Genomic DNA, 20,827 nt, shown 5'->3' with positions numbered 1-20,827 from the left:
GCAACCTGGGTGGCGCCGCTGACCGCAGTGTAAATGCGCTTTTTGCGCATTTCAGTGTCGAGTTGTTGCAGACCGCACACAAGCGCAACGCGCCCGGCGCGCGGGCCCGGTGCGGCGGCGCGCTACGCTCGCCGGCCCATGAACCCCGTGCCGCCGCGCCGCTGGATCGCCCATCTCGACATGGACGCCTTCTATGCGTCCGTCGAGTTGCTGCGCTACCCCGAGTTGCAAGGCCAGGCGGTGGTGATCGGTGGCGGGCGGCGCCACCAGCCGACGCTCCTGCCCGATGGCACGCGGCAGTTCTCCACGCTGGCCGGCTACGCGGGCCGCGGCGTGGTGACCACCGCCACCTACGCCGCACGTGATTTCGGCGTGCACAGCGGCATGGGCCTGATGAAGGCCGCGGCGCTGGCGCCGCAGGCCGTGCTGCTGCCCACCGACTTCGAGCAGTACCGCGCGATGTCGCGCCGCTTCAAGGCCGCCGTGGCCGAGGTGGCGCCGCTGATCGAAGACCGCGGCATCGACGAGATCTACATCGACCTCACGCACCTGCCCGGCGCGCAGGAGGCCGTGGGCCACGACCCTTTCGGTGGCGTGCGCGCCCTCGCGCAGGACATCCGCAACAACGTGCGCCGCGCCACGGGGCTCACCTGCTCCATCGGTGTGACGCCGAACAAGCTGCTGGCCAAGATCGCGAGCGAGCTGGACAAGCCCGACGGCCTGACCGTGCTGACGCACGACGACCTACCCACGCGCGTCTGGCCCATGGGCGTGCGGCGCATCAACGGCATCGGCCCGAAGGCCGCGGCCAAGCTGGCCGCCTTGGGCCTGCAGACCATCGGCCAGCTGGCTGCAGCCGAGCCCCGCTGGCTGGTGGAGCACTTCGGCCGCAGCTACGGCCGCTGGCTGCACGAAGCCGCCCAAGGCCGCGACGACAGGCCGGTGGAAACACGTGGCGAGCCGGTGTCGATGAGCCGCGAAACCACTTTCGAAAACGACCTGCACGCCGTGCGCGACCGCGACGAACTCGGCGCCATCTTCACGCGCCTGGCCACGCAGGTGGCCACCGACCTGCAGCGCAAGGGTTACGCCGGCCGCACCATCGGCATCAAGCTGCGCTTCGAGGATTTCAAGACCGTCACGCGCGACCTCACGCTGCCGCAGCCGGTGGCCGACGCCGGCGCCATCCGCCACGCCGCGGGGCTGTGCCTGAAGCGCGTGGACCTGCAGCGGCGCATCCGCCTGCTGGGGGTGCGCGCGGGTTCGCTGGTGAAGCTGTAGCGCCCCGAGCCGCGCTGCCTGGCAAGCGCTCGCCACGCTGAGCGCGCAGCGGCGGCCCCGCCGTTAGCATCGACGGCGAGGAGACAAGCCGCATGACCGTCATCACCACCATCGAAGACCTGCGCGTGCTGGCGCAGAAGCGCGTGCCGCGCATGTTCTACGACTACGCCGACAGCGGCAGCTGGACCGAGAGCACCTACCGCGCCAACACCACCGATTTCCACAAGATCAAGCTGCGCCAGCGCGTGGCCGTGAACATGGAAGGCCGCAGCACCGCCACCAAGATGGTGGGCGTGGACGTGAAGATGCCTGTGGTCATCGCGCCCACGGGCCTGACGGGCATGCAGCACGCCGACGGCGAGATCCTCGCGGCGCAGGCGGCCGAGGCCTTCGGCACGCGCTTCACGCTCAGCACCATGAGCATCTGCAGCATCGAGGACATCGCCGCGCACACGAAGCAGCCCTTCTGGTTCCAGCTCTACGTGATGCGCGACCGCGATTTCATCGAGCGCCTGATCGACCGCGCCAAGGCCGCCAAGTGCGATGCGCTGGTGCTCACGCTCGACCTGCAGATCCTCGGCCAGCGCCACAAGGACCTGAAGAACGGCCTCTCGGCGCCGCCCAAGCTCACCATCGCCAACATCGTGAACATGATGACCAAGCCACGCTGGTGCATGGGCATGCTGGGCACGAAGCGGCGGCAGTTCGGCAACATCGTCGGGCATGTGAAGGGCGTCACCGACATGGCCAACCTGGGCGCCTGGACGGCGCAGCAGTTCGACCCGCGCCTGAACTGGGGCGATGTCGAGTGGATCAAGAAGCGCTGGGGCGGCAAGCTCATCCTGAAAGGCATTCAAGACGTGGAAGACGCGCGCCTGGCCGTGGCCAGCGGCGCCGATGCGCTGATCGTCAGCAACCACGGTGGCCGCCAGTTGGATGGCGCGCAGACCAGCATCGAGGCGCTGCCGGCCATCGTGGCCGAAGTCGGCTCCCAGATCGAGGTGCACATGGACAGCGGCATCCGCAGCGGGCAAGACGTGCTGAAGGCCATTGCGCTGGGTGCCAAGGGCACCTACATCGGACGTGCCTTCCTCTACGGCCTGGGCGCCATGGGCCGCGAAGGTGTGGCCAAGGCGCTGGAGATCATCCACAAGGAACTCGACCTGACCATGGCCTTCTGCGGCCGCACGCAGATTCGGGACGTGGACACCGGCATCCTGCTGCCGGGCACCTTCCCCAAGCCCTGAGGTCGGGGGGGCTCTACCTCACGCCCAGCTTGAAAGCGATCATCGCGCGCAGCTTGTTCGGCAGCACGGGCTTGATGAGCAAGTGGTAGTCGTGAGTGACGGCCTCGTCCTCGTGGCCGCCCAGGCTGCTGCCGGTGATGACGATGGCCGGCAGGCGCCGGCCGGCCCAGCGCGCGCGCAGCGCCACCAGCGCGTCGATGCCGGTGCGGCCCTGCGGCAGCCGGTAGTCCACCAGCTGCAGGTCGGGCGGCTCGGCGCCAGGTGAGGCCAGCCAGGCTTCCAGCGCCTCCACGGTGTCGAAGGCGGCCACGCGCGCGCCCCAGGCCTGCAGCAGCACCACCAGGCCCTCTCGCACCGCGGCCTCGTCTTCCACCACCACGATGAAGCGGCCCTCCAAGGTCAGGCCGATGGGCATCTTGGGCCCGGCCGGCGCGGCCTCGATGCTGCCGCGAGGCGCCTTGCCCACCGGCACCTCCAGGCTGAAGACCGTGCCATGCCCCTGGCGCGAGCGCACGCTGATCGGTGCTTCCATCAACACCGACAGGCGCTTGACGATGGCCAGCCCCAGGCCCAGGCCCTTGCGCTGGTGCGCCTCCAGCGGGCGGTTGCTCTGCGCCTGGAAGAACTCTTCCCAGATGCGCGGCAGGCTGGCTTCGCTGATGCCGATGCCCGAATCCCACACCTGCACCAGGAGGCGCGGGCCCTCGGGGCGCTGGCGCAGGCGGGCGCTGACGAGCACGCCGCCGTCGTCGGTGTAGCGGATGGCATTGCTCACCAGGTTGCGCAGCACGCGTTCCAACAGCACCGGGTCGGCGTGCGCTACCAGGCCCTCGCCGCGGAAGCTGAGCATCAGGCCCTTCTCGAAGGCCACCGGCTCGAAGTGCAGGCGCAGGCGCTGGAAGAGTTCGCGCAGGCGTACCGGCGCCGGGTTCACGTCGACGCCGCCGGTGTCGATGCGGGTGATGTCGAGCAGCTCGCCGAACAGGCCTTCCAGCGCGTCGACGCTTTCGTTGATGCTGTTGACGAGGCTGGCCACCTCGGGGTCGTGGCTGCGCTGGCGCAGCGCCTCGGCGAACAGGCCCATGGCGTGCAACGGCTGGCGCAGGTCGTGGCTGGCGGCGGCGAAGAACTGCGTCTTGGCGCGGTTGGCGGCCTCGGCGGCCCGGCGCGCCTCGTCGGCCAGGCGGCGCGCTTCTTCGGCGGCCAGCATCTCGGTGCGCAGGCGGCCAGCCAACTCGTCGGTGCGGGTCTTCAGCGTGATGGCCTGGCCCAGCGCGCTGCCGTAGGTGCGCGCCATCAGCACCGTGATGCAGAACAGCAGCGTCAGGATGATGGCCAGTTGCAGGTGCCAGGCCTGGCTGGTGTCGCTGGCAATGCGCACGATGGTGGGCGTGAGCACCAGACTGATGAAGGCCAGGAAGACGCGACTTTGCGTGGCCAGCAACTGCACCGAGCCCAGGCAGTAGCTGTAGACGATGAGGATCAGCGCCACCACGTGGTAATGCGTGCCCAGGCCCCAGAAGAGCCACACCGCCGTGCCCCACAGCGCGCCCTGGCACAGCACCAGGGCCATCCAGCTGCGCCGCCACAGGCGCAGTTGCTCGCCGTCGGCGTCTTGCTGCCGGCGGAAACGCACGTAATGCGCCAGGCGCAGCAACCACAGCGTGGCGCCCACCGCCAGCCAGCCGAAGAGCCGCCCGGGTGGCGCCAGGCTCCAGAACATCGAGGCCATCAGGGCCATGCCGATGAGGTTGCCGGTCAGCGTGGCCGGCGTCTGCACATACAGCGCGCGGATGTGATCGACGCGCCCGCCCGGTCCGCCCGCGACGGCCGGCGCGGGTGCAGCCGGCGGTACAGCGCCAGCGATGGCCGGCAACCCGGCGGCGTCAGCGGGCATGTCGCAGCAGCTCGGGGTTCAGCGCGGCGGCAGCCGCCAGGCGAAGGAGCCGCCCTGCCCTTGCGTCATCTGGCTCACGGCCAGCACGGCCTGGGTGCGCGAGCTCACGCCCAAGGCGCGCAGCACGGCGGCCACGTGATCCTTCACGGTTTCGACCGAGAGGTTCAGCTGCCGCGCGATCAGCTTGTTGGGCAGGCCCTGCAGCAGCAGCGAGAGCACCTCGCTCTGGCGCGGCGTGAGGCCCACGTCGGCCAACGTGGGCACCTTCTGGTGCGGCTCGGGGCGGGCGGCGGGGCCCAGCGGGGCGGTGTCGGCGGCCATGAAGCCGCTGTCGGGGCCGCTGCGCATCACGCCGGGCACGGTGTCGCCCATGTGCACGGCGCGGCTGAAGTCGAGGCCCAGCATCGAGGGCGGCACGTACATCGCGCCCGTCATCACCATGCGCAGCGCCTCGTGCAGTTCACCGTGCGAGCTGCGCTTGGGCACGAACCCCATGGCGCCGCTGTCGATGGCGCGGATGACGTCGCTGGCGCGGTCGGAGGCCGAGACCACCACCACCGGCACCGCGGGGTAGGCGGCGCGGAACTCCACCAGCACGTCGAAGCCGTCGGCATCGCCCAGGGCCAGGTCGAGCAGCACGAGGTCGTAGTCGCTGTCCTGCGCCAGCGCGGCGCGGGCGGCGGCGGCGCTGTCCACGCCCATCACCGTGGTGCCGCTGCCCACACGCTGGATGACCTGCTGCAGCGCCGACAGCACGAGGGGGTGATCGTCGACCAACAGCACTTTCATGGCAGCTCCGGGAACCAGGACCGGGGCATTTTGGCCCCGCGTTTGCAGCCCCCTGCCTCCCCACGATGGGGGAAGCTGGCCCGCCCGCGCTAGGTGTACCGGCGCGAGACGGTCTCGGCCACGCAGGCCGGTTTGGACGAGCCTTCGAGCTCGATGGTGACCTGCACCGTCAGCTGGGCGCCGCCAGGCAGCGGCTCGTAGGCCAGCAGCTTGAACTGCCCGCGCACCCGCCCGCCGGCCGGCACCGGCGCGGTGAAGCGCACGCGGTTCAGGCCGTAGTTGACGCCCATCTTCACGTCGGCGATGGCAAAGCCGCTGTCGAAGAGCAGCGGCACCAGGCTCAGCGTGAGGAAGCCGTGGGCCACCGTCGTGCCGAAGGGGCCGGCGGCGGCGCGCACCGGGTCGACGTGGATCCACTGGTGGTCGCCGGTGGCCTGCGCGAACTGGTCGATGCGGGCCTGGTCGATGGTGACCCAGTCGCTGGTGCCGATGTCCTGGCCCACCAGGGGCTGCAGGCTGGCGAGGGTGTCGTAGTGCTTCAAGCGCTTGCTTTCCAGGTTCAGGCGATCCAGGCCGACAGCGGACCCCACTGCGCCAGATCGCGTTCGACGCGGCTGGGCGCCACGTCCCACAGCGTCAGGCCGCGGGCGGCCAGCTGCACGTAGTTCTGCGTGTCGCGCAGCCAGGCCACCACGGGCAGCGGCAAGGTGCTCAGGTAGTGGTGCAGCTGCTCGTTGGCGCGGGTGTGCTCGCGCACGCGCATGCCCACCAGGCCCATCTTCACCTCGTGCCCGCGCTTGTGGGCGCGCAGCTCCTGCACGAAGGCATGCGTGGCCTGGATGTCGAAGAGACTGGGCTGCAGCGGGATCAGCAGCCGGTCGGCGATCTTCATCACCGCGTCCAGGCGCTTGCCGTGCAGGCCGGCCGGGGTGTCCAGCACCACGTGCGTGCTGCCCTTGGGCGGGCGCACCACGTTGTCGTGCGCCACGTCCCAACCGCTGATGGCCGGCAGGCCGGGCGCACTGCGCCGGCGCTGCGCCAGCCACTGGCGGCTGCTCTGCTGGCGGTCGACATCGCCCAGCATCACGGCATGCCCGGCCGCCGCCAGGCACCCGGCCACGTTGGTGGCCAGCGTGCTCTTGCCAACGCCTCCCTTGGGGTTGGCGATCACGATCACGGGCATGGGCGGTCTCCTGCGGCAGTGGCGGTGTCGGGGGGTGGGCAGCTCCGGGCCTGGGGTATGGTAGCGGCGCCCCCAGCGGGGACTGCCCGCGCCGCCCACCATGCCCGACATCCTGATCATCGCCGCCCACCCGCAGCTGGAGCACTCGCGCGTCACGCGGCGCCTGCTCGACGCGGCCGAGCGCGCCGCCCGGGCCGAGCCCGAACGCCTGGCCGTGCACGACCTCTACCGCCGCTACCCCGATTACTTCATCGACGTGGCCGCCGAGCAGGCCGCGCTGCAGGCCGCGAAACTGGTGGTGTGGCTGCACCCGGTGCAGTGGTATTCGATGCCGGCGCTGATGAAGCTGTGGCTGGACGAGGTCTTCGCCTTCGGCTGGGCCTACGGCCCGGGCGGTGAAGCGCTGCGCGGCAAGGACCTCTGGCTGGCCGCCAGCACCGGCGGCCCCAGCAGCAGCTACCGGCCCGACGGCCACAACCGCTACTTCTTCGACGCTTTCCTGCACCCGCACGAGCAGACCGCCGCGCTCTGCGGCATGCGCTGGCTGCCGCCACTGGTGCTGCACGGCGCGCACCGCGCCGACGAAGCCACACTCGACGCCCACGCCGCGCTGTTCATCGAGCGGCTGCTGAGCCACCCGCGCTGGCCCGAGCTCGACGATCTCGAGCCCGCCCCCGAATGCGCCGTGCCCGCCGACGCGCGGCCGGCTGAAGGCTGACACCGCATGGACCTGCCGAGCTGGCTGCACGCCACCGTCGTCTACCTGGGGGCCGCCGTGCTGGCGGTGCCGCTGGCCCGCCTGCTGGGGCTGGGTTCGATCATCGGCTACCTGGCAGCGGGCGTCGTCATCGGGCCCTGGGGCCTGAAGGCCGTGACCGACACCGCGACCATCCTGCAGTTCGCCGAGTTCGGCGTGGTGCTGATGCTCTTCCTGGTGGGGCTGGAACTGGAACCCAAGCGGCTGTGGTCGCTGCGCCGGCCCATCTTCGGCTGGGGCAGCGTGCAGCTCTTCGGCAGCACGGCGCTGGTAGGCGCGGTGGCGCTGGCTGCCGGCCTGACGCCGCTGCTGGCGCTGGTGGCGGGGCTGGCTCTGGCGCAGTCGTCCACCGCCATCGCCTTGGGCACGGTGGCCGAACGCAACCTCATGCCCACCAGCGGCGGGCGCAGCATCTTGAGCGTCTCGCTGTTCCAGGACATCGGCGGCATCGCCATCCTCACGCTGCTGCCCATGCTGGCCATGCGCCCGGCGGGCACCGGTGGGCCCTGGCTCGGCCTCGCGCAGGGCGTGGGCATGGTGCTGGCCATCGTCCTCGGCGGGCGGTTGCTGGTGCGGCCGGCGCTGCGCTGGATTGCGCGCAGCGGCTCGCCCGAGATCTTCACCGCCGCCAGCCTGCTGCTGGTGGTGAGCACCGCGGCGCTGATGCATGCGGTGGGGCTGAGCATGGCGCTGGGCGCCTTCCTCGCCGGCGTGCTGCTGGCCGAGAGCGAATACCGCCGCCAGCTGGAAACCGACCTCGAGCCCTTCAAGGGCCTGCTGCTGGGCCTGTTCTTCATCGCCGTGGGCATGAGCATCGACTTCGCCGTGGTGCTGACGCAGCCGCTGCTGATGGCGGCGGTGGTGACCGGCTTCGTGCTGCTCAAGGGCCTGCTGCTGGTGGCGATGGCACGCCTGATGGACATGCCGCTCGCCGAACGCCCGGTGTTCGTGGTGATGCTGGCCCAGGGCGGCGAGTTCGGTTTCGTGGTGCTGCAGACGGCGGGCAGCGCGGGGCTGGTGGCGGCGGGGCCGTCGTCCTTCCTGCTCGCGGCCATCGCCCTGTCGATGCTGGTGACGCCGCTGCTGATGCTGCTGGTGGACCGCGTGATCGCGCCGCGCCTGGCCGCGCGCGGCAGCGGGCCGGCGCTGGACGAGATTGCCGAAGACCAGGCCGCGCCCATCCTCATCCTCGGCTTCGGCCGCTACGGCCAGGTGGTGGGCCGGCTGATCAACGCCAACGGCCTGAGCGCCACGGTGCTGGACCACGACGCCGAGCAGGTGGCCACGGTGCGCCGTTTCGGCTGGCCGGCCTTCTACGGCGACGCCACGCGGCTGGACCTGCTGCGCATCGCCGGCGCCGCCACGGCCCGCGTCATCGTGGTGGCCATCGACGACACCGCGCAAAGCCTGGCGGTGGTGGACCTGCTGCGCGAGCATTTCCCGCAGGCCACGCTGGTGGCGCGCGCGCGCAACGCCACGCACTGGTACGGCCTGCACGAGCGCGGCGTGCAGCACATCGAACGCGAGACCTTCGACGCGGCACTCCTCAGCGGCCGCACCGTGCTGGAACTGATGGGCTGGCAGCCCCACACGGCTCGCCAGCAGGCGCTGCGCTTCAAGCGCCACACGCTGGAGCTGATGCAGGCCATGGCCCCCCACCAGGGCAACGAGAAGGAACTCATCGCGCTGGCCAAGCAGGGCCGCCAGCAGCTGGAAGAGCTCTGGGCCCAGGAGCGTGCCGAGCGCGAAACCTCGCGGCAGCGGCGCAATGCCGGCTTTTCAGCGCAACACGACGAAGGCGACGACTGAAGCGGCCTGCGATGACCGCTGCGGTCTCGGGGCCTGGGCGGGGTACGCGGGCCAGGGGCGACAATTCCGCGATGTTCCAGCCCTCCCAGTCCGACGTGCGGCGCTTCTTCTGCGCCGCCTACGCCAAGCAGCGCGACGGCCGCCCGCTCGACCCCATGGAAGACATCGCCGCGCGCTGGATCGCCGAGCACCCCGAATACCACGCCGACCTTTCCGACGAGGCCGCAGCGCTGGCCGCGCAGTACACCGTGGAAGACGGCCGCAGCAACCCCTTCCTGCACCTGAGCATGCACCTCAGCATCCACGAGCAGGCGGCCATCGACCAGCCCACCGGCATCCGCCAGGCGGTGCAGTTGCTCGCGGCCCGGCGGAACTCGCTGCACGAGGCCCACCACGAGGTGATGGAGTGCCTGGGCGAGATGATCTGGGCCAGCCAGCGCAGCGGCTTGCCGCCCGACGGGCCGGCCTACATCGAGGCCGTGCGCCGCCGCGCGACGCGCTGACCCTGATTCAGCGCAGCGCTGGCTTCACTTCACCGTGACCCAGGCCACTTCCAGCCAGTTGTCGGCGCGGTGCACCACCTCCACGTTGCTGCGTGCCGCCCAGGGGATGACCTGGCGGTGCAACGGGATCAGGTGCACCTGGTCACGGTACTCGCGCAACGCCGCCTTGATCAGGCCTTCACGCTTCTTCGGGTCGGGCTCGATGCTCGAGGCCGCGGCCAGTTGCTCGAACTTCTCGTTTTTCACGCGGCCCCAGTTGTAATAGCCCTGGCCCTGCGGGCCTGGCACGCGCATCACCGGCGTGATCGTGGTTTCGGCATCGGTCACGGCACCACCCCAGCCCAGGATGAACAGGCTGGTCTCGCCACGCTCCATCTTCGGGAACCACAGCGCGCGCGGCTGGGCGTTGACGCGCAGCTTGACCTTGATCTGCGCCCACATCGAGGCCAGCGAGATGCAGATCTCCTCGTCGTTGACGTAACGGTTGTTCGGGCAGTCCATCGTGACCTCGAAGCCCTCGGCGTAGCCGGCCTCGGCCATCAGCGCGCGGGCGCGCGCGACATCGAAGGGCAGCCGCTTCTCGAACTCAGGGTCGTTGTAATGGCCCAGCGGGCTCGGCAGCGGGCTGCCCGTGGGCACGGCCAGGCCGTTCATCAGCTTGGTGCGCAAGGTCTCGATGTCGATGGCGTGGTACAGCGCCTGGCGCACACGGATGTCCTTGAAGGGGTTCTTGCCCTTCACGCTGCTGTAGAGCAGTTCGTCGCGCGACTGGTCCATGCCGATGAACAGTGCGCGGTTCTCCGGGCCCTCGATCACCTTCACGCCGGCGGTGCGGCGCAGGCGCGGCACGTCGCGCGGCGCCGGGTCGATGACGAAGTCGATCTCGCCCGAAACCAGCGCCGCCAGCCGCGTGGCGTCGTTGGCGATGCTGTTGAAGACGATCTCCTGCACGTTGCCCGTGCGACGGCCTTCGCGCTCGCCCCACCAGCCCGCAAAGCGCTTGTAGGTGGTGCGCGTGCCGGGCTGGCGCTTGTCGAGCATGAAGGGCCCGGTGCCGTTGGCGTTGAAGGAAGCGTGGCTCTCCTCCCGGTTCTTGAAGTCCAGCGGCTTGGCCACGCGGTGCTTCTCGCACCAGGCCTTGTTCATGATGAAGATGGTGCCCAGCTGCTGCAAGAAGACCGGGTTCACGCGCGGCGTGCGGAACTCCACCGTCAGCGGGCCCACGGCCTTGGGCTCGCCCAGGGCGTTGGCATACACCGCCACGTTGGAGGTGGGCAACTGCGCACGCTGGATCGAGAAGACCACGTCTTCGGCCGTGAAGGGTGCGCCGTCGTGGAACTTCACGCCGCTGCGCAGCGTGAAGCGCCACGTCAGCGGGCCGGTCTGCTGCCAGGCCGTGGCCAGGCCGGGCACGAGGTTGAGCTGGCGGTCGCGCACCACCAGCGTCTCGTAGACCTGCCCGTTCATGCTGTTGGTCAGGGTCTCGTTCTGCGAATGCGGGTCCATCGTCATCGCATCGCCCTGGCTGGCCCAGCGCAGGGTCTGGGCCGAGGCGGGCAGCGCTGCCAGCAGGGGCAGCAGCAAGGCCAGCGTTCGTAGGGATCTCATCTCTCGTCCTCGTCAACGGTTGGGCGCCGAGCGCCTTCGGTGGCGAGTGTAGAGAAGGGCCTGCGCCGAGGCCGCTGCAGGGCTGGGCTGCGCCTGCGAGGCTTCAGCGACCGCGGCGGCGCAGCGTCTCGGGGTCGGCCCAGAGCTCGTCCAGGCCCGGGAAGTTGCCAGCTTCCTGAGGCTCGCGGCCGACGATGCGATCGGCGCAACCCGGCCGCGCCAGATCGATGCGCTCGGGCGTGATGCGCATCTGCGACTTCGTCGAGTAGAAGGTCTTGACCACCGGCGCCACCAGCTTGCCCGCGTTCTGCTCCACCACCACGGCCAGCTTGCCAGAGTGCAGGCGCACCAGCGAGCCGGTCGGATAGATGCCCAGGCTCTGCACGAAGGCGGCAAACAGGACCTCGTCGAACTGGCCCTTCCAGGAAGCCATCTGAGCGATCGACTCGGCCGGGTCCCAGCCTGACTTGTAGGGGCGGTTCGAGGTGATGGCGTCGTAGACGTCGCAGATCGCGCCCATGCGCGCCACGCTGCTGAGCTGGTCGCCGCTCAGCCGGTGCGGGTAGCCTCTGCCATCCGGGCGCTCGTGGTGGTGCAGCACCACGTCCAGCATCTCCGGCGTGGCGCCTCGGCCTTCCAGCAGCATCTCGTGCCCGCGCACGGGGTGCGAACGCATGATGGTGAATTCTTCGTCGGTCAGGCGCGCCGGCTTGTTCAGCACTTCCAGTGGCATGAGGGCCTTGCCGATGTCGTGCATCAGCCCGGCCAGCCCGATGATGCGGCACTCGTCGTCGGACATGCCGATCTGGCGGCCCAGCGCAACCATCAGTGCGCACACCGCCACCGAGTGCATGTAGCTGTAGTCGTCCCTCGACTTCAGGCGGGCCAGGCTCACCAGGGCACCCGGGTTGCGCAGCACCGACCCCGAGATCTCGTCCACCAGGGGCAGGCAGCCCTCGGCGTCCACCGCCCGGCCCATGCGCGCTTCGTTGAACATCGCCACCACGGCCTCGCGGCCTTTGTCGCAGATCGCGGCCGCCTGGCGGATCTCGTCCTTCATCGCGCGCGGGCCCGTATCGACCGGTGCCGGCGCGCGGGCGATGACCGGCACCGGCCCAGGCGCCGAGCTCAAGCCGGGCGTGGGCGTCGGCGGGGTGTCGTCGTCGACAGGCACGGCCACGTCCAGGCCTTGTGCCGTGTCGATCCAGCACTCACGCACCGGGCTCGAGCGAAGCAGCGCCAGGTCGTCGGCGCTCGTCAGCACGAAGCGCGTCTTCCAGAAGGGGTGATCCATCCACCGGCCTTCCAGCTTGTGCAGGTGCATGCCCAGGCGCAGCTGGTCGACAGCAATCTTCTTGAGCATGGGCTGGGTGGCGGCGGCGCGGTGGGTGGACGACCGGCGATTGCCGACCGTCAAGTGCTGGATATCGACGCAAACCCGGCCCGCTTGAGCGGGCTCTGCAACGCGCCCGCCCCTGGCGCGCCTCAAGCAAAGAAAAAGCCGCCGAGGCGCTAACCCCAGGCGGCTTTCAAAGACTTGGCGGAGTGGACGGGACTCGAACCCGCGACCCCCGGCGTGACAGGCCGGTATTCTAACCAACTGAACTACCACTCCACGCGGTAAGCAGCGTTGCGGTCTTGCGACCCAAGCCCTGCCAGGCTTGCCGAACTTGCGTTCGGGGCCAACCGAAGTTGGCGTCCCCTAGGGGATTCGAACCCCTGTTACAACCGTGAAAGGGTCGTGTCCTAGGCCTCTAGACGAAGGGGACGTGAACCTTGGTGTTGCCACCTTCCCTCTTGAACAGCGCTTGATTGGTGGAGGTAAGCGGGATCGAACCGCTGACCTCTTGCATGCCATGCAAGCGCTCTCCCAGCTGAGCTATACCCCCGTAACCTCTGCTTTGCTGCAGTTTTTGCTGCTGCGCTGCTCAGTCTTCAGTGCTGTTCAAGCGAGTCTTAGATTCTAGAACACTTTTCAAAGACTCTGCAAGCGCTCTCGCACAACTTCTCTGGGGAAGAGCGCCAGCACGGCGTCCACCGACGGCGTCTGTGCGCGACCGCACACCAGCACGCGCACGGCCGGCGCGAACTGCGGCATCTTCAGCTGGTGCGCGGCCAGGGCTTCCTTCATCGCGGCGGCGATGCCCGCCTTGTCCCAGGCCGCGGTGGCCAGCTTGTCTGCAAACGTGGCCAGTGCCGGCTTCACGGCGTCGGTGAGGTGGGTGGCCAGATCCTCGGCTGTGGGTGACACCGGCCCGAAGAGCATCGCCGCCCAGTCGGCCAGTTCAACCACGGTGCTGCAGCGGTCCTTGAACAAGGCAGACGCACGGGCCAGTAGCGGCAGGTCGTCGGTGGCGATGCCGCGGCGCGCCAGCTGGCCTTGCAGCAGGCCGGCCAGGCGTTCGTCGGCCGCGGTCTTCAGGTAGTGCGCGTTGACCCAGGCGAGCTTGGCAGGGTCCCATTGCGCGGGGCTCTTGGCGAGGTGGCTGCCGTCGAACCACTGCACCATCTGTTCGCGGCTGAAGAGCTCGTCGTCGCCGTGGCTCCAGCCCAGGCGGGCCAGGTAGTTCAGCATGGCCTCGGGCAGGTAGCCGGCTTCTTCGTAAGCCGTGACGCTGACGGCACCGCGGCGCTTGCTGAGCTTCAAGCCATCGTCGCCCAGGATGATGGGGCAATGGCCGTAGCGCGGCAGCGGCGCCTCGCCCGCGATGGCGCGCCAGATGTTGATCTGCCAGGGCGTGTTGTTGATGTGCTCGTCGCCGCGGAAGACGTGGCTGATGCGCATGTCGAAGTCGTCGACCACCACCGCGAAGTTGTAGGTGGGTACCCCATCGGGGCGCAGGATGATGAGATCGTCGATCTCTTCGTTGCTGATGCTGATGGGGCCCTTCACCAGGTCGTCCCACTGCACGTGGCCGTAGGCCGGGTTGGCGAAGCGCACGACGGGTTTCACGCCCTCGGGCACGGCCGGCAGCACCTTGCCGGGCGCGGGGCGCCAGCGGCCGTCGTAGCGCGTCTTCTCGCCGCGCGCACGCTGGGCCTCGCGCATGGCGTCGAGTTCCTCGGGCGAGGCATAACAGCGGTAGGCGGTGCCGGCTGCGATCATCTGCTCGACCACCGCGTGGTAGCGCTCCAAGCGCTGCATCTGGTAGATCGGGCCTTCGTCGTACTGCAGGCCCAGCCAGGCCATGCTGGCAAGGATCTGCTGCACGCTGTCTTCCGTGGAGCGCGCGACGTCGGTGTCTTCGATGCGCAGCACGAACTCGCCGCCGTGGTGGCGCGCATAGGCCCACGAATACAGCGCGGTACGCGCCGTGCCCAGATGCAGGAAGCCGGTGGGCGAAGGCGCGATGCGGGTGCGGACAGTGGAGGTAGGGGCGTGGGTCATGCGAGCTGGGACAGACCTGCGAGCAGGTCGTTCTGGAGGTCTTGCACGTCTTCCAGCCCCACGGCCACACGCAGCAGGCCCTGCGTGATGCCGGCGGCCTGGCGCTGTTCTTCCGACAGCCGGCCGTGCGAGGTGGTGGAAGGGTGCGTGAGGGTGGTCTTGGTGTCGCCCAGGTTGGAGGTGACCGAGCAGATGCGCGTGGCGTCCGACACCGCCCAGGCGCCTTCGCGGCCGCCCTTCACGGTGAAGGACAGCACCGCACCGCCCAGGCCCCGCTGCTGGCGCATGGCGAGTTCGTGCTGCGGGTGCGAGGCCAGGCCGGGGTAGTAGACACGTTCCACCGCGGGCTGCTGTTCGAGCCACTGCGCCAGCTTCAGGGCGCGGGCGCTTTGCGCTTCCATGCGGATGGACAGCGTCTCCATCCCCTTGAGCACCACCCAGGCGTTGAAGGGCGAGAGGCTCAGCCCGGCGCTGCGCATCACCGGCACGAACTTGCCGTTGATGAGTGCCTCGCTGCCGCACAAGGCGCCAGCGATCACGCGACCTTGTCCGTCGAGGTATTTGGTGCCGCTGTGCATCACCAGATCGGCGCCCATCTCGGCCGGGCGCTGCAGCGCGGGACTGCAGAAGCAGTTGTCCACCGCCAGCAGCGCGCCGGCCTCGTGCGCGATGTCGGCCAGCGCGCGGATGTCGCACACCTCGGTCAGCGGGTTGGTGGGACTCTCGGCGAAGAGCAGTTTGGTTTCAGGCCGCACGGCGGCCTTCCAGGCCGCGACGTCGGTCTGCGAGACGAAGCTGGTCGTCACGCCGTACTTCGCAAAGTCCTGGAAGAGCTTGATCGTGGAGCCGAAGGTGCTCTGCGAGCACACCACGTGGTCGCCGGCCTTGAGCAGGCCGAGGATGATCATCGTGATGGCCGCCATGCCGCTGGCCGTGCCGATGCAGGCCTCGGTGCCTTCCAGCGCCGCCAGCCGGCGCTCCATCATCGTGACGGTGGGGTTGCTGAAACGGCTGTAGACGAAGGCCTCTTCTTCGTTGGCGAAGCGCCGCGCGGCGGTGGCCGCGTCGGGGTGCACGAAAGAGCTGGTGAGGAAGAGCGCCTCGCTGTTTTCGCCCCAGGGCGTGGGCGGCAGGCCCTCGCGCACCGCCAGGGTGTCGAGCCGGGCGTCGGCCGGCAGGTTCACGCGCGGGATGCTCATCGCGGGGCCTCTTCGCCCTGCAGCGCCAGGCGCGAGCGGCTGCTGTCTTCTTCGTCGAACTGCAGCTTGCGCTGCGCCTGCATGGTGGCGAAGTCTTCGGCAGTCACATCGCCGGTGATGTAGGTGCCGTCGAAGCAGCTGGCCTCGAAGGTCTTGATCTTCGGGTTGAGCGCCGCCACCACGCGCTTCATCGCATCCACGTCCTGGTAGATCAGCGCGTCGGCGCCGATGTACTGGCGGATCTCTTCCACGCTGCGGCCGTGCGCGATGAGTTCTTCCTTCGTCGGCATGTCGATGCCGTAGACGTTCGGGAAGCGCACCGGCGGCGCGGCACTGGCCATGTAGACCTTGCGGGCGCCGGCCTCGCGGGCCATCTGCACGATCTCCTTGCTGGTGGTGCCGCGCACGATGCTGTCGTCCACCAGCATCACGTTGCGGCCCTTGAACTCCATGCCGATGGCGTTGAGTTTCTGGCGCACGCTCTTCTTGCGCACGCCCTGCCCCGGCATGATGAAGGTGCGGCCCACGTAGCGGTTCTTCACGAAGCCCTCGCGGTAGGGCTTGCCGATGCGGTGCGCCAGCTGCATGGCGCTGGGGCGGCTGCTCTCGGGGATGGGGATGACGACGTCGATGTCGGTGGGCGGCATCGCGTTGATCACGCGCTGCGCCAACGTCTCGCCCAGGTTCAGGCGCGCGTGGTAGACCGAGACACCGTCCATCACCGAATCGGGCCGCGCGAGGTAGACGTACTCGAAGATGCAGGGGTTCAACGTCGGGTGCTCGGCGCACTGGCGGGCGTGGATGTGGCCTTCCAGGTCGATGAAGATGGCCTCGCCAGGCGCGACATCACGCGTGAGCGTGTGGCCGGTGCCGTCCAGCGCCACCGATTCACTCGCCACCATCACGTCACGCTGGCCTTCGTTGTTCAGGCCCTCGCCGAAACACAGCGGGCGGATGCCATACGGGTCACGGAAAGCCAGCAGCCCATGGCCGGCAATCAGCGCGATGACGGCGTAGCTGCCCTTGATGCGCTTGTGCACCGCGCCCACGGCCTTGAAGACCAGATCGGGCGTGAGCGGCAGCGAGCCGCCGCTGGAGCGCAGCGCCACCTGCTCGAGTTCGTGCGCCAGCACGTTGATCAGCACCTCGGTGTCGCTCTCGGTGTTGATGTGACGGCGGTCGACGTCGAAAAGCTCGGCCTTCAGCGCCTGCGCGTTGGTGAGGTTGCCGTTGTGCACCAGCACGATGCCGTAGGGCGCGTTCACGTAGAAGGGCTGGGCCTCTTCTTCGCTGTAGGCGTTGCCGGCCGTGGGGTAGCGCACCTGGCCCAGGCCCACGCTGCCGGGCAGTGCTCGCATGTTGCGGGTGCGGAAGACGTCGCGCACCATGCCGCGCGCCTTGTGCATGAAGCACTTGGTGCCGAGCATGGTGACGATGCCGGCTGCGTCCTGCCCGCGGTGCTGCAGCAGCAGCAGCGCGTCGTAGATCAGCTGGTTGACGGGGTTGCGCGAGATGACGCCGACGATGCCGCACATGGTGTTGGGTGTCCTGGGCTAGCGGGGTAGCAGGGGTAGCGGAGTTGGGGGCGTTCAGGCTGGCAGCAAGCGCGCCGCCGCTTCCGGCAGCAGCGGCTTGAGCCACAGCAAGCCCTGCGACAGCCAGGGCCCGCCGTGCGATGCACGCCAAGCTTGCGATTGTGCGGCCGGCGTCAGCATCACCACCGTCGCCAGCGCCAGCAAAAGCACGCCACCGCGCAGTGCGCCGAAGCCGGCGCCGAGCAGGCGGTCGGGCACCGAAAGGGGCGTGGCATGGATCAGCATGCGCAGCAGCCGCGCCAGCAGCGCCCAGACGACGAGCGCGCCCACGAAGGCCAGCAGGAAAGCCGCCCCCAGGTTGAGCGCCGAGCCCGGTGTGCCCACGGGCAACTGCACCGCCAGGTGCGGCGCGCCCCACTGGGCCGCGAACCAGGCCACCACCCAGCCGGCCAGCGAGAGGCATTCGAAGACGAAGCCGCGCACGAGCCCGATGACGATGGACACGGCCAGCACGGCCAGCAGCACCCAGTCGACCCAGGCCAGGGCGTCCAGCGCGGCCATCACAAGGCCAGAATGTTGGCCGGCAGCCCCGCGCGCTTGAGCTTGGCCGCCGCCGCCTCGGCCTCGTCACGCGTGGCGTAGGGGCCCAGGCGCACGCGCGTGCGCTTGCCGGCGACGTTCTCCACCACCTGCGTGTAGGTCTGCAGGCCGAGCTTCTCGACCTTGCTGCGGGTTTCCTTCAGCATGCGCGCGTCGGTGTAGGCCCCCACCTGCACCACGAAACGCCCAGACGCCGCCGGTGCGCTGGCCGCGCCCGCCAGCAAGGCGGCGGCGCGGGCGCCGTCGGCCGTGGTGGCCACGGGCCGGGCGGCCGTCGGGCTGGGAGCGGAGGCGGCGGGCCGCGCAGGGACGGCCGCGGTGGTCGTGGCCCTCGCAGACGCCGCCACGGCCGGCGCCGAAGCGCGCGGCAGCACCGCAGGCGGGTTGGCGGCCGGCGGCACCGGCAGCGGCGCTGCTGCCACCACTGGCGATGAAGCCGCCGCCGTCACCACCGCACGCGCCGCAGCGGCACTGGCCGCCGGGTCGACCACGGCGATCTCGCTGCCGGCATCGGGCGGCAGCGCCGTCACCGGCAGGGGTCGCAGCCCGGGGGCCGCAGCGCCAACGGGCGCCGGCGCCATCTCGCCGGCCGGCATGCGGATGGGGATGTCCACCGGCAGCGGCCGCGGCTGGGTCTCGAAGAGCAAGGGAAAACCCACCACGCCCACCGCCAGCAGCACCAGCGCGCCCACCAGCCGCTGGCGGGCGCGCGTGCGGGCCTGGGCCACGTCGGCCGAGGCGGCCTCGGCAGGGGGCGCGCTGCGGGCGCGATCGCTGCGCGCCCGGGCCGGGCTGGCAGCGTCGGCCTCAGGTTTGGCGCGAAGGAAGGGCAGGCGCATGCGGCGTCAGTCCCGTTCAGGCCACATGGGCCGCGCCCAGTCGGGGCAGGCCGTCCTTCAGCACACCGCCCACGGTGTAGAAGGAACCGAAGACCACGATCCTGTCGGCGGGGTCGGCCGCCGCAGCCGCAGCGCGCAGGCCTTCGGACGGGCTGGCGTGGGTGTGCACCTCCACCGCCGCACCGGCGCGGCCTGCGCTGGCCTCGCGCACGCTGGCAGCCAGCTCTTCAGCCGTGGCAGCGCGGGCCGTGGGCAAGGTGCAGCAGTGCCACACGTCCACCAGCGGCGCCAGCTTGGCCAGCAGGCCGGGGATGTCCTTGTCGCGCATGGCGCCGAACACGGCGTGGGTGCGCGGGAAGAAACCCATCGCGTCGAGGTTGAGCGCCAGCGCAGCCACGGCCTGCGGGTTGTGGGCCACGTCCAGCACCAGCGCCGGCTGGCCGGGCACCACCTGGAAACGGCCGGGCAATTCCACCAGCGCCAGCCCGGTGCGGATGGCCTGGGCGTTGACCGGCAGCCGCTCGCGCAGGGCCTCGAAAGCGGCGATGGCACCGGCCGCGTTCAACAACTGGTTGGCGCCGCGCAGCGCGGGGTAGCTCATGCCGTGGTAACGGCGGCCGCGGCCAGCCCAGCCCCACTGCTGGCGGTCGCCGCTGTGGTTGAAGTCGCGGCCCACCAGCCACAGGTCGGCGCCGATGCTTTCGCCGTGTTTCACCACGCTGGCCGGGGGCAGCGGGTCGCTCACCACGCAGGGCTTGCCGGGCCGCATGATCTGCGCCTTCTCCAGGCCGATGCTCTCGCGGTCGGGGCCCAGCCACTCCATGTGGTCGAGGTCGATGCTGGTGATGACGGCGCAGTCGGTGTCGAAGGCGTTGACGCTGTCGTAGCGCCCGCCCAGGCCCACCTCGAGAATGATCACGTCCACCTCGGCCATCGAGAGCAGGCGCACGATGGCCAGCGTGCTGAACTCGAACTGCGTGAGCGTGATGTCGCCGCGTGCCGCCTCCACCGCCGCGAAGTGCGGCACCAGACCGTCGGCCGCCACCGGCGCGCCGTTCAGGCGGCAGCGCTCTTCGAAATGGACGAGCTCGGGCTTCTGGTACAGCCCGGTGCGGTAGCCGGCGTGGCGCGCGATGCTCTCCAGCATCGCGCAGGTGCTGCCCTTGCCGTTGGTACCGGCCACGGTGATGACGGGCACGGAGAAGCGGATGTCGAGCCGGCGCGCCACCTCGGCGGTGCGCTCCAGCGACAGGTCCATGGTCTTGGGGTGCATGGCCGCGCAATGCGCGAGCCAGTCCCCCAGCGTCACCGGGGAACTCAAGCGACGGCGTCAGCGCTCTGGCGCTGCAACAGGGCCAGCAGCCGCGCCACGGTGGCCCGCATCTGGCGGCGGTCGATGATCATGTCCAGCGCCCCCTTGTCGCGCAGGAACTCGGCGCGCTGGAAGCCCTCGGGCAGCTTCTCGCGCACGGTGTTCTCGATCACGCGCGGGCCGGCAAAGCCGATCAGGGCCTTGGGCTCGGCGATGACCACGTCACCCACGAAGGCGAAGCTGGCCGAAACGCCGCCCATGGTGGGGTCGGTCAGCACGCTGATGTAGGGCAGTTTCGCCTTGGCCAGGCGCGTGAGCGCGGCGTTGGTCTTGGCCATCTGCAGCAGGCTCAGCAGGCCCTCCTGCATGCGTGCACCGCCCGTGGCCGTGAAACTCACGAAAGGCACCTTCTGCTCGAGCGCGGCTTCCACGCCGCGGGCGAACCGCTCGCCCACCACGCTGCCCATGCTGCCGCCCATGAACTCGAACTCGAAGCACGCAGCCACCACCGGCACGCTCATCACCGCGCCGCCCACCACCACCAGCGCGTCGGTCTCGCCGGTGGCTTCCAGCGCGGCCTTCAGGCGCTGCGGGTACTTCTTGCTGTCCTTGAACTTCAGCGCGTCGACGGGCATCACCTCCTGCCCGATCTCCCAGCGGCCCTCGGGGTCGAGGAAGGCGTCCAGCCGTGCGCGCGCGCCGATGCGGTGGTGGTGGTCGCACTTGGGGCAGACGTTGAGGTTCTGCTCCAGGTCGGTCTTGTAGAGCACCGTCTCGCACGAGGGGCACTTGATCCACAGCCCCTCGGGCACGACACGGCGCTCGGCCGGGTCGGTGGGCTGGATCTTCGGGGGCAGCAGTTTCTCAAGCCAACTCATGC

18 protein-coding genes and 3 tRNA genes are annotated in these 20,827 nt (G+C 69.9%); 5 read left to right on the top strand and 16 right to left on the bottom strand.

Features of this window, described 5'->3' with window-relative positions; translation table 11 throughout:
- Positions 1-138: 138 nt before the first annotated feature.
- Both dinB and EOE66_RS18480 read left to right on the top strand, forming a co-directional pair.
- On the top strand, positions 139-1,281 hold the full coding sequence (gene dinB / locus EOE66_RS18485) for a DNA polymerase IV (RefSeq protein WP_128230187.1): 1,143 nt from the start codon (positions 139-141) through the stop codon (positions 1,279-1,281).
- Positions 1,282-1,373: 92 nt separating this feature from the next.
- Positions 1,374-2,528, top strand: coding sequence for an alpha-hydroxy acid oxidase (locus EOE66_RS18480; protein ID WP_128230186.1), 1,155 nt, complete (start codon positions 1,374-1,376; stop codon positions 2,526-2,528).
- Positions 2,529-2,541: 13 nt separating this feature from the next.
- Here the strand turns inward: EOE66_RS18480 and EOE66_RS18475 are convergent, their stop codons facing one another.
- The 4 genes from EOE66_RS18475 to EOE66_RS18460 form a co-directional block, all read right to left on the bottom strand.
- Positions 2,542-4,425, bottom strand: coding sequence for a hybrid sensor histidine kinase/response regulator (locus EOE66_RS18475; RefSeq protein ID WP_128230185.1), 1,884 nt, complete (start codon positions 4,423-4,425; stop codon positions 2,542-2,544).
- An 18-nt stretch (positions 4,426-4,443) separates the two neighbouring features.
- A complete protein-coding gene (locus EOE66_RS18470) occupies positions 4,444-5,214 on the bottom strand; it encodes a response regulator (RefSeq protein WP_128230184.1) in 771 nt (256 codons plus the stop codon).
- A gap of 89 nt (positions 5,215-5,303) precedes the next feature.
- Complete coding sequence (locus tag EOE66_RS18465; RefSeq protein WP_128230183.1) at positions 5,304-5,756, bottom strand: MaoC family dehydratase; 453 nt, start codon at positions 5,754-5,756, stop codon at positions 5,304-5,306.
- A 17-nt stretch (positions 5,757-5,773) separates the two neighbouring features.
- Positions 5,774-6,397 (bottom strand): ParA family protein, encoded by a 624-nt coding sequence (locus tag EOE66_RS18460; RefSeq protein WP_128230182.1) that lies wholly within the window; start codon positions 6,395-6,397, stop codon positions 5,774-5,776.
- A gap of 100 nt (positions 6,398-6,497) precedes the next feature.
- On the opposite strand from EOE66_RS18460, the gene kefF reads away from it, so the two are divergent.
- From kefF to EOE66_RS18445, 3 genes are all read left to right on the top strand, one after another.
- Entirely contained in the window at positions 6,498-7,115 is a 618-nt protein-coding gene (gene kefF, locus EOE66_RS18455) for a glutathione-regulated potassium-efflux system oxidoreductase KefF (RefSeq protein ID WP_128230181.1), read from the top strand.
- A 6-nt stretch (positions 7,116-7,121) separates the two neighbouring features.
- A complete protein-coding gene (kefC, locus tag EOE66_RS18450; RefSeq protein ID WP_128230180.1) occupies positions 7,122-8,963 on the top strand; it encodes a glutathione-regulated potassium-efflux system protein KefC in 1,842 nt (613 codons plus the stop codon).
- 71 nt (positions 8,964-9,034) lie between these two features.
- Positions 9,035-9,466: a DUF1841 family protein gene (locus tag EOE66_RS18445; protein ID WP_128230179.1), complete on the top strand. Its 432-nt coding sequence runs from the start codon at positions 9,035-9,037 to the stop codon at positions 9,464-9,466.
- A 24-nt stretch (positions 9,467-9,490) separates the two neighbouring features.
- On the opposite strand, the gene EOE66_RS18440 is transcribed toward EOE66_RS18445, so the two are convergent.
- The 12 genes from EOE66_RS18440 to accD form a co-directional block, all read right to left on the bottom strand.
- Entirely contained in the window at positions 9,491-11,074 is a 1,584-nt protein-coding gene (locus EOE66_RS18440; RefSeq protein ID WP_128230178.1) for an ABC transporter substrate-binding protein, read from the bottom strand.
- A gap of 103 nt (positions 11,075-11,177) precedes the next feature.
- Positions 11,178-12,437 (bottom strand): cyclic di-GMP phosphodiesterase, encoded by a 1,260-nt coding sequence (locus EOE66_RS18435; protein WP_128230177.1) that lies wholly within the window; start codon positions 12,435-12,437, stop codon positions 11,178-11,180.
- A gap of 175 nt (positions 12,438-12,612) precedes the next feature.
- Positions 12,613-12,689, bottom strand: a tRNA-Asp gene (locus EOE66_RS18430).
- A 78-nt stretch (positions 12,690-12,767) separates the two neighbouring features.
- Positions 12,768-12,843 (bottom strand) — tRNA-Glu (locus EOE66_RS18425).
- Between the two features lie 44 nt (positions 12,844-12,887).
- A tRNA-Ala gene (locus tag EOE66_RS18420) sits at positions 12,888-12,963 on the bottom strand.
- Between the two features lie 86 nt (positions 12,964-13,049).
- Entirely contained in the window at positions 13,050-14,462 is a 1,413-nt protein-coding gene (gene gltX, locus EOE66_RS18415; RefSeq protein ID WP_128230176.1) for a glutamate--tRNA ligase, read from the bottom strand.
- Positions 14,459-15,661 carry an O-succinylhomoserine sulfhydrylase gene (locus tag EOE66_RS18410; protein ID WP_128230175.1) on the bottom strand — a complete coding sequence of 401 codons (1,203 nt, stop codon included), beginning with the start codon at positions 15,659-15,661 and terminating at the stop codon, positions 14,459-14,461. Before EOE66_RS18410 ends, gltX begins: the two co-directional genes overlap by 4 nt.
- The gene (purF, locus tag EOE66_RS18405; protein ID WP_128230174.1) at positions 15,658-17,196 is read right to left on the bottom strand and encodes an amidophosphoribosyltransferase; all 1,539 of its coding nucleotides are present in this window, start codon (positions 17,194-17,196) and stop codon (positions 15,658-15,660) included. Before purF ends, EOE66_RS18410 begins: the two co-directional genes overlap by 4 nt.
- Before the next feature lie 54 nt (positions 17,197-17,250).
- Positions 17,251-17,757, bottom strand: a complete 507-nt coding sequence (locus tag EOE66_RS18400) for a CvpA family protein (RefSeq protein WP_245479096.1) — start codon at positions 17,755-17,757, stop codon at positions 17,251-17,253.
- Positions 17,757-18,635 (bottom strand): SPOR domain-containing protein, encoded by an 879-nt coding sequence (locus EOE66_RS18395; RefSeq protein WP_128230173.1) that lies wholly within the window; start codon positions 18,633-18,635, stop codon positions 17,757-17,759. The genes EOE66_RS18400 and EOE66_RS18395 overlap by 1 nt, the downstream gene beginning before the upstream one ends.
- 16 nt (positions 18,636-18,651) lie before the next feature.
- Entirely contained in the window at positions 18,652-19,908 is a 1,257-nt protein-coding gene (gene folC / locus EOE66_RS18390; protein WP_245479103.1) for a bifunctional tetrahydrofolate synthase/dihydrofolate synthase, read from the bottom strand.
- A gap of 44 nt (positions 19,909-19,952) precedes the next feature.
- Complete coding sequence (accD, locus tag EOE66_RS18385) at positions 19,953-20,825, bottom strand: acetyl-CoA carboxylase, carboxyltransferase subunit beta (RefSeq protein WP_128230171.1); 873 nt, start codon at positions 20,823-20,825, stop codon at positions 19,953-19,955.
- Positions 20,826-20,827 lie beyond the last annotated feature (2 nt).

It is taken from the genome of Rubrivivax rivuli (genome assembly GCF_004016505.1).
GTDB classification, from domain to species: domain Bacteria; phylum Pseudomonadota; class Gammaproteobacteria; order Burkholderiales; family Burkholderiaceae_C; genus Rubrivivax; species Rubrivivax rivuli.
This window is presented reverse-complemented; position numbering and strand designations above follow the sequence as displayed.

Coding starts and splice junctions, on each gene's coding strand:
- dinB (WP_128230187.1), top strand. CDS start 139: ATGAACCCCGTGCCGCCGCGCCGCTGGATCGCCCATCTCGACATGGAC.
- EOE66_RS18480 (WP_128230186.1), top strand. CDS start 1,374: ATGACCGTCATCACCACCATCGAAGACCTGCGCGTGCTGGCGCAGAAG.
- EOE66_RS18475 (WP_128230185.1), bottom strand. CDS start 4,425: ATGCCCGCTGACGCCGCCGGGTTGCCGGCCATCGCTGGCGCTGTACCG.
- EOE66_RS18470 (WP_128230184.1), bottom strand. CDS start 5,214: ATGAAAGTGCTGTTGGTCGACGATCACCCCCTCGTGCTGTCGGCGCTG.
- EOE66_RS18460 (WP_128230182.1), bottom strand. CDS start 6,397: ATGCCCGTGATCGTGATCGCCAACCCCAAGGGAGGCGTTGGCAAGAGC.
- kefF (WP_128230181.1), top strand. CDS start 6,498: ATGCCCGACATCCTGATCATCGCCGCCCACCCGCAGCTGGAGCACTCG.
- kefC (WP_128230180.1), top strand. CDS start 7,122: ATGGACCTGCCGAGCTGGCTGCACGCCACCGTCGTCTACCTGGGGGCC.
- EOE66_RS18445 (WP_128230179.1), top strand. CDS start 9,035: ATGTTCCAGCCCTCCCAGTCCGACGTGCGGCGCTTCTTCTGCGCCGCC.
- EOE66_RS18440 (WP_128230178.1), bottom strand. CDS start 11,074: ATGAGATCCCTACGAACGCTGGCCTTGCTGCTGCCCCTGCTGGCAGCG.
- EOE66_RS18435 (WP_128230177.1), bottom strand. CDS start 12,437: ATGCTCAAGAAGATTGCTGTCGACCAGCTGCGCCTGGGCATGCACCTG.
- gltX (WP_128230176.1), bottom strand. CDS start 14,462: ATGACCCACGCCCCTACCTCCACTGTCCGCACCCGCATCGCGCCTTCG.
- EOE66_RS18410 (WP_128230175.1), bottom strand. CDS start 15,661: ATGAGCATCCCGCGCGTGAACCTGCCGGCCGACGCCCGGCTCGACACC.
- purF (WP_128230174.1), bottom strand. CDS start 17,196: ATGTGCGGCATCGTCGGCGTCATCTCGCGCAACCCCGTCAACCAGCTG.
- EOE66_RS18400 (WP_245479096.1), bottom strand. CDS start 17,757: ATGGCCGCGCTGGACGCCCTGGCCTGGGTCGACTGGGTGCTGCTGGCC.
- EOE66_RS18395 (WP_128230173.1), bottom strand. CDS start 18,635: ATGCGCCTGCCCTTCCTTCGCGCCAAACCTGAGGCCGACGCTGCCAGC.
- folC (WP_245479103.1), bottom strand. CDS start 19,908: ATGCACCCCAAGACCATGGACCTGTCGCTGGAGCGCACCGCCGAGGTG.
- accD (WP_128230171.1), bottom strand. CDS start 20,825: ATGAGTTGGCTTGAGAAACTGCTGCCCCCGAAGATCCAGCCCACCGAC.